7 protein-coding genes are annotated in these 7,101 nt (G+C 57.1%); 2 read left to right on the forward strand and 5 right to left on the reverse strand.

Features of this window, described 5'->3' with window-relative positions; all coding sequences use genetic code 11:
• A partial coding sequence (locus WA354_RS03180; RefSeq protein WP_472811563.1) for a Gfo/Idh/MocA family protein occupies positions 1-1,168 on the reverse strand: 1,168 nt, incomplete at its 3' end.
• A gap of 191 nt (positions 1,169-1,359) precedes the next feature.
• Between WA354_RS03180 and WA354_RS03185 the strand changes: the two genes are divergently transcribed.
• Positions 1,360-2,073: an aspartate/glutamate racemase family protein gene (locus tag WA354_RS03185; protein ID WP_472811564.1), complete on the forward strand. Its 714-nt coding sequence runs from the start codon at positions 1,360-1,362 to the stop codon at positions 2,071-2,073.
• Positions 2,074-2,160: 87 nt separating this feature from the next.
• Here the strand turns inward: WA354_RS03185 and WA354_RS03190 are convergent, their stop codons facing one another.
• A complete protein-coding gene (locus tag WA354_RS03190; protein ID WP_472811565.1) occupies positions 2,161-2,499 on the reverse strand; it encodes a ComEA family DNA-binding protein in 339 nt (112 codons plus the stop codon).
• A 257-nt stretch (positions 2,500-2,756) separates the two neighbouring features.
• Positions 2,757-3,503, reverse strand: a complete 747-nt coding sequence (locus tag WA354_RS03195) for a DnaJ domain-containing protein (RefSeq protein WP_472811566.1) — start codon at positions 3,501-3,503, stop codon at positions 2,757-2,759.
• A gap of 355 nt (positions 3,504-3,858) precedes the next feature.
• Here WA354_RS03195 and WA354_RS03200 point away from each other — a divergent pair, with 355 nt between their 5' ends.
• Positions 3,859-5,745, forward strand: coding sequence for a CRTAC1 family protein (locus tag WA354_RS03200; protein ID WP_472811567.1), 1,887 nt, complete (start codon positions 3,859-3,861; stop codon positions 5,743-5,745).
• Positions 5,746-5,860: 115 nt separating this feature from the next.
• Here the strand turns inward: WA354_RS03200 and WA354_RS03205 are convergent, their stop codons facing one another.
• On the reverse strand, positions 5,861-6,043 hold the full coding sequence (locus WA354_RS03205; protein WP_472811568.1) for a hypothetical protein: 183 nt from the start codon (positions 6,041-6,043) through the stop codon (positions 5,861-5,863).
• 63 nt (positions 6,044-6,106) lie between these two features.
• Positions 6,107-7,101 (reverse strand): phospholipase D-like domain-containing protein (locus WA354_RS03210; RefSeq protein ID WP_472811569.1); only part of this gene is annotated, 995 nt, incomplete at its 5' end.

The raw sequence follows: 7,101 nt of genomic DNA on the forward strand, positions 1-7,101 counted from the left end.
CATTGCCTACCGAGACGGGCGCATTCAACTTCTCACCCTTGCGGATGCCGGCGATGAAGTTGGCAAAGTGTGCGTCGGTCATGGAGTCCGCGCCAATCAGATCGGCAGTCGAAGTCTGCTTGCCAACCTTGAATTCGTCGGTCTTCTTGCCCTTGAGATCGTAGACCTCGTAGCCATCACGATCGACGAGGACGCTGCCTTCGGTTCCTTCGATCACGGATCCACGGCCGCGATTGTAGGTGTGCATGCCGTTGCAACTCGCACTGATCCACGAAATCATCTTGTCGTCGTACTCGAAGCTGGTGGAGATGGTGTCGTAGAACTGCCAATCGTCTTTGAAGGCGTAACGGCCACCCGATGTGGTGACGCGATCGGGGTAATCAACGCCCAGCGCCCAGCGGCATACGTCCACCTCGTGCGTCCCGTTGTTCAGCGCCTCGCCGGTACCCCAGATGCGGAACCAGTGCCAGTTGTAAGGCTGCACATTGTCCTTATAAGGCTGGCGTGGCGCCGGGCCTTGCCACAGATCCCAGTCGAGCGTAACGGGAACGGGGACGACTTTGCCGTTTCCGATAGTTTTGCGCGTGTTGTCGTACCAGCACTTCGCAAAGTAAGCGCGACCAATCAACCCGTTATGGATCTTGTTGACAACCTCAATGGTGTGCGGCGACGAGCGCTGCTGCGTTCCCATCTGCACCAGCTTGCCGTATTTCTTCTGCGCCTCCACCAGCAGCGCGCCCTCACCCGGATTGTGGCTGCAGGGTTTTTCGACATACACGTTTTTTCCCGCCTGCAGTGCAAGAATCGCCATCGGCGCATGCCAGTGATCGGGCGTGGCGATGGTGACGGCATCGATATCCTTGCGCTCAAGAATCTTGCGAAAATCCTTCTCCGTAGCGGGAGCGTAGCCCATTGTTTGCCGGGTTGCGGCGGCGAATTTTGCCAGAATATTGCTCTCCACATCGCAGACGCTGGAGATGTGCGCCGCATTCTGATTAGCCTTGAGCGAAGAAAGGTGCGCATAGGCGCGGCCGTTCAGCCCGATTACCGCGAAGTTGAGACGTTCGTTGGAGCCCATGATCTGGCCATAGCTTTTGGCTGTCGAGCCAAGGGCGAGCCCAGCCGCCCCCACCGCAAGTGTGTCAAGGAATTCACGTCTGGTGACCATTCTGTCTCCTCTGCAGCACGCCCCAGATGCTCCTCGACTGCGTTCGAAGCCCAAGGGGATGGTGCCGGTCGTGCACTGAACATGCTAAACCTTGCGTTTCAGGCGGCACATTTCTTTTGTCCCGCCTACAGGCACAGACGGTATGGAGTACGCAAAAGATCTGTGCGCTGCTGAAACAGTAGAATCAGCAGGTGTCATCGCCGCTGCATATTGGTATTGTGGGCTGCTCCGCCGAAGGCGCTTCGCTCTGCTACCGCACCATCTGTGCCAAGGGCGCGCAATTGCTCGGTCCGCATGCTCATCCTGAGATCACAATGCACACCCATTCGCTTGCCTGCTATGTCGAATGTATTGAACGCAACGACTGGGAGGGTGTCGCCGACCTCATGCTGGATTCGGCGATAAAAATCAAGAACGCCGGCGCGGATTTCCTCATCTGCCCAGACAATACCATTCACCAGGCTATGGATTTGGTTGTGCAGCGATCGCCTCTGCCGTGGCTGCATATCGCTGAAGTCGTTGCTGACGAAGCAGTCGAGCACGGTTTCCGGCGCCTGGGATTGCTGGGTACTCGCTGGCTGGTCGAGAGCGAGGTGTACCCTCAGAAGCTGGCGGCGCACGGCATAGGCTATCTGCGCCCCACGGACGAGGAGAGCAGGGAAATCAACCGCATCATCATGGATGAGCTGGTGTATGGAGTCTTCCGGCCAGAATCCGTGACCTATCACGAGCTCGTTATCCGCCGCATGAAGGATGAGGGCTGCGATGCCGTGGTGCTCGGTTGCACTGAGATTCCCCTCATCATCGGCAACAAGAACTCCCCGCTGCCTGTTCTGGATTCAACACGGCTGCTGGCGTCGGCGGCGCTTAAACGAGCACTCGCCGTGGATGTCAAAGCTATTTGATTCAGTTCGCTTCGCTGCAAATCCAAAGATCGCTCAATTTAAAAAGGGACGCTGATGCGCCCCCTTTTTGGACTTCGTGGAAGAGTCTTACTTCTTCTTCGCAGGCTGGGTGGCAACGATCAAGCTCGAAATCTTGTCATACGTCGCCGCCGGGACAATTCCCTTGCTTTTAAGCTGGGACTTGTTGGCGTAAGGGCGGCCGGCGATGATCTTCTGCGAATAGGCGTCGCCGACGCCCGGAAGCGCCTTAAGCTGATCGGCCGTAGCCGAGTTGATGTCGACAAGCCCGCCGGCCGGGTTCGCCGGCATAGAGGCGGCGGTCGGTGGCTTTTTTGCAGTGGATTGCGCAAAGGTTGCGGGGAGGATACTGAGCAAAGAGCAAGCGGCCAACCCCAGAATTGCAGAAGTAAAACGACCAAATCGCATGGGTTTCTCCTTATTTCCTGTTCTATTCAAATGCGGAAAGATCGGGAGTGCACTCCGGCTCCGACATTTGCCGCGATGCCATGCTACCCGCTGGGGTTGGTGTCAAGGAAGGAAAAGTATGAAGCGGGTGTCCGACTGCCATCCGGGCAAGAAAAGCCCCCACTGGCCGATGCTTCAACTTGAGTGTGCCTGTTTGCAGGAGCGAGTCGAATCGCAACTCGCTCCATATCAGTCGAGGCGGACTTTTGTAACCAGCACTATTCGGATGTACGGCGCGGACCCTTCCGGCGCTCCACCTTTTCAGCGCGCCAGTCAGGGGCGCCGGTACGGCGTTCTCGCGCGTTTGCGCGGCGCTCCGGAATGCGCGTCATGTCGGGCAGCACAATCACGGGCGGAGCGTTTGACTCCAGACGCATGATGTCCTCATCCAAGTCGACATTGCAGGCCACATTGCCGGTGGTCAATAGCTTGTTGAGCACCGGAATATTCACGCGCTGGGTTTCGATGAAGTCCACACCCTCGGCTGTCAGCGAAAAGTCGGAGTTGTCGGCCCTTGTTATGTACCCCTTCTTTCCCAGGTACCACGTGGTGAAATCCAGGTAGTCCCGCGGAAATCCCATGCGCTTCTCGATCTCAGCCAGGCTGACTCTGGGATCGAAGGGGTTTGAACGGCGGCGATAGTAGAGCACTGCCAGCACTGCCAGACGACGGTTCAGCTCGCCTCGCACCTGGTCCATGAAGTCCACGGAATCTGAAAGCGGGTTGTGCACGGGCCCACTCTCGCCCTCGTAGTCGCGGTCATATTCTGAGCGGCTTTCGGGGTCCGAGAGAACGTCGTACGCAGATTTCAGCAGGAAGAACTTTTCTGGATCTCCCGTTTCCGGATTATCGGGATGGAAGCGAGCAGCCAGATACCGGTAGACGCGGTGGATGGTCTCGGTGTCCGCGTGGGGACTGATTTGGAGAAACTCGTAGTAGTCCAACGTCTTCGTCGCTTCAAGCATGAGGGAGAACCTCTCCTGTCGTTCGTTATTCGGAGGCTTAGGTGATAGGCGAAGCGTAGATCGATCTCGCGGGCGGAACAATCACACGATTTGGGGAGCGGCGGACGATTGTAACCAGGCCGCGGGTAACGAATGGGGGTGTGAGGTGTTCTTGGCGCGCAATTGCATTAAAGGATGTGATTTATAGGGCGTCGCTCCAATTTGGGTTTTCACCCATGATCCAGGATATTTTCCCTTCAACTCAATGCTCCGTTCAGGATCGCGAATTCCGGCACATATGGCCTGCCCGATATACTGACGGGTTGGGGCGCAGACGCCGAATCAAGGCCAGGTGCGCTTAACGGAGATCGCTGTTTTGTCTTTTACCCGCCGCGGATTCTTGAAGTCGTTGTCGAGGACCGCACTGGTTTTATCGCTCGAAGATGTCTTGAGGCTGGCGCGACCCGCTTTCGGCCAGCAATCGACCCCAACTCCCAAATCAACGGGCAGCGCTCGCCAGTCCTACGAGGCTCCCACAAGGCCGGCACCTAAAGGTACGCCTTCGCCGGTAACGGGAACTCCGCTTGGCGTCCAGTTTGTCGACGTCGCCAGAGAGTCGGGTCTGAATGTGGAGATGATCTTCGGGGGCGAACACCGCAACAAATATCTCCTCGAGACCACCGGCTGCGGCGCGGCTTTCTTTGATTACGACCAGGACGACTGGGTCGACATCTTTCTTGTGAACGGGTGGCGGCTCGAAGGGTTTCCCAAGGGCCATGAGCCAGTCTGCCGGCTCTTCAAGAACAATCGCGACGGCACATTCACCGATGTCACCGTCAAGTCCGGTCTGGCGCGATCCGGCTGGGGCCAAGCCTGCTGTGTCGGCGACTACAACAACGATGGCTGGAACGATCTGTTCGTCAGCTATTACGGGCAGAACGCGCTGTTTCGCAACAACGGCAACGGCACCTTCAATGAGGTTACAAAAGAAGCCGGGCTGATGCAGGACCGCCTGCGCTGGAATTCTGGTTGCTCCTTCCTCGATTACGACAAGGACGGCCATCTCGATCTGTACGTTGGTAACTACATTGACCTGGATTTAAAGACCACGCCATTGCCGGAAGACGCGAACTGCACCTACAAGGGCATCGTCGTCGCGTGCGGACCGCCGGGACTCGAAGGCGGCAAGAATCTGCTTTACCACAACCGGGGCGACGGAACCTTTGAAGACGTGAGCCAGAAGGCTGGCATGTGGGGAACGTTGGGAACCTACGCATTGAGCTGCGGCGTCGCCGATCTCGACAACACGGGCTATCCAAATATTTACGTCGCCAACGACTCGACATCCGCAACCTACTACGTGAATCAGAAAGACGGCACTTTCAAGGATCAGGCGATCGAAGCTGGCGTTGCTTATTCGCCCGACGGCAAGCCACAGGCTGGCATGGGTGTTTCCATTGGCGATTACAACCGCGACGGCATGCTCGATATCGTGAAGACCAATTTTGCCGGCGATACCGACTCGCTCTTTATGAATCTCGGAGACGGCTCGTTCGACGATCGCACCTACCAGGCGGGCCTCGGTATCAATACGCGCCTGCTCGGCTGGGGCATCAGCTTCATAGACTTCGATAATGATGGCTGGCTCGATATCCTCGTCGCCAACGGCCACGTCTATCCCGAGGTCGATGGTACGCAGGTGGATGCGGCCTATGCCGAGCGCAAGTATCTCTATCGCAACCTGCGCAACGGCCAATATGAAGACCTGAGCCTGATCGGCGGATCGGGAATTACAGCCAATGCGAAAGCGCGTGGATTTGCCGTGGGGGACTACGACAACGATGGCGATCTCGACGCAGTGGTGAACTGCGTCAACGCAATTCCGCAACTGCTGCGTTGCGATTCGACCCTAAATCGAAGCTGGATCAAAATTCGCGTCGTCGGCACAAAGTCGAATAAGACCGGCATCGGCGCGCGCATCAAGGTAGTGGCGCAAACGGGTTCGCCGGTTCTTACCGCAAAACCGGGTTCGCCGCTCATCCAGGTTGAAGACGTGAAGTCGTGCAACGGCTACTACTCGTCCAGCGATCTCCGCATTCACTTCGGGTTGAACGACGCGAAGAAAGTGGACATGGTGCAGATCAACTGGCCCTCGGGCGCCGTCGACACACTCAAAGACCTGGATGTGAATCGGCTGTACGTGATCGAAGAAGGCGGCAAGCTTTTGAAGAATGAAGCGCTGGTGCCTGCGAAGAAGAAGTAGCTCAGTTGTGCTGTCCCGGACGCGTCGGGTTTCACAGCGTTGGTGCCCCATCCTTGCGACAGCCTCATCGTCGCAAGGGTGGGAGTCCACGGACACGAACCGTCGTTGGCTCGTTTCACCCAAACAGTTCCCGTTCCTTGAAGTGCAGATCACTAGCATTCCAGTAGGCGTTTGACCAGGAATCGTCGGTTTTCAAAAACACGCCGGCATCCTGCGCGGCCACCTGGTTCGATTGTGGCTGCACCTCAACGAGTGGCTTGGGGGATTTCTTTGTTGTCGCTGCTTTCTTGTTTGCCATCGCAAATTCTCCATCGATAAAACTGGTGAATGCGCTCAGCGAAGAGTCTTCGTCGCGCCGACATCAGCGTGAAGCCCGCGCGGCGGCGACCCTTTGCGTGCGAGAACTGGTCCTTGATGCAGGCTTCTTCGCTGTTTTCTTGGCGGCCGGTGGTTTCTTCGCAGCCTTCTTGGCCAGCGCTTTCTTCGCAACCGCTTTTGTCTTCGTCACGCTGGGTTTAGCGGCGGCCGGTTTTGATGCCTTGCCGGTCATTGCACTCTGTTTGGCGGTCTGGGCTGCTTTCGCCTTTGCATAACGGTCGAGGAAGTTGTAGTGGTCGATGAGGCCCAGAGCCTCGATCGTGAATACAGTTGCCACATCCTCGTCGTGAATCTCGAGCAGATTGTCGCCATTGCTCTTCTCGCCGCCAAGAGCAAGATTGGAAGAGCCACAGCAGACCATCGGGTCCTTCCCATTCAGGCCACACACCACAAACTTGTCGTGAATTTCGTGCCCCGGAAGACTTGGTACCTGGTCGAACGGTGGCGGCAGCGTGGTTTGGCCGGGTTTGCCGGTCACCAGAACGCCTTGCGGGCTCGAAGGTTGATACAGAAAGGTTCCCGCCGGAGCATCGGAGATGCCATAGCTGTAAACAGACGCGTTCTGATGAATCGCGTTGAGCGCATCGTATACGGGGTTGTTGCTGCCGCCCGTCAGCTGCATCACCGCAAACATCACGTTGCCGTTTACTACACCGGCTCCGGTTTCCTGGTTTACGCGCGTCACGAGCCCATTCAGGATCTTCGACGCATCGGCCGCGGCGTGTGGAGAGTAGTTGATCGCCATTTTGGCAATGCCGGCTACCGGCGGAGTGAACGGAGTTGTTGCCAATGAAGACGCGGCGAATGACGCTGCGGAGTTCGCCTTGGGCAGGTCTTTCCAGCTCTCCTCAAAAACATCCGAGTACTTGCCGGCGACTGTGGCATCGTCAAAAACCAGAACGTGATTGGCATTCACGTACAGGCCGGTGATGGAGAAATTCGTCGATCCCGTCAGCACCTGAATCGGCGAACCGTTCT

It is taken from the genome of Occallatibacter sp. (assembly GCF_049802275.1).
Classification (GTDB): Bacteria; Acidobacteriota; Terriglobia; order Terriglobales; family Acidobacteriaceae; genus Telmatobacter.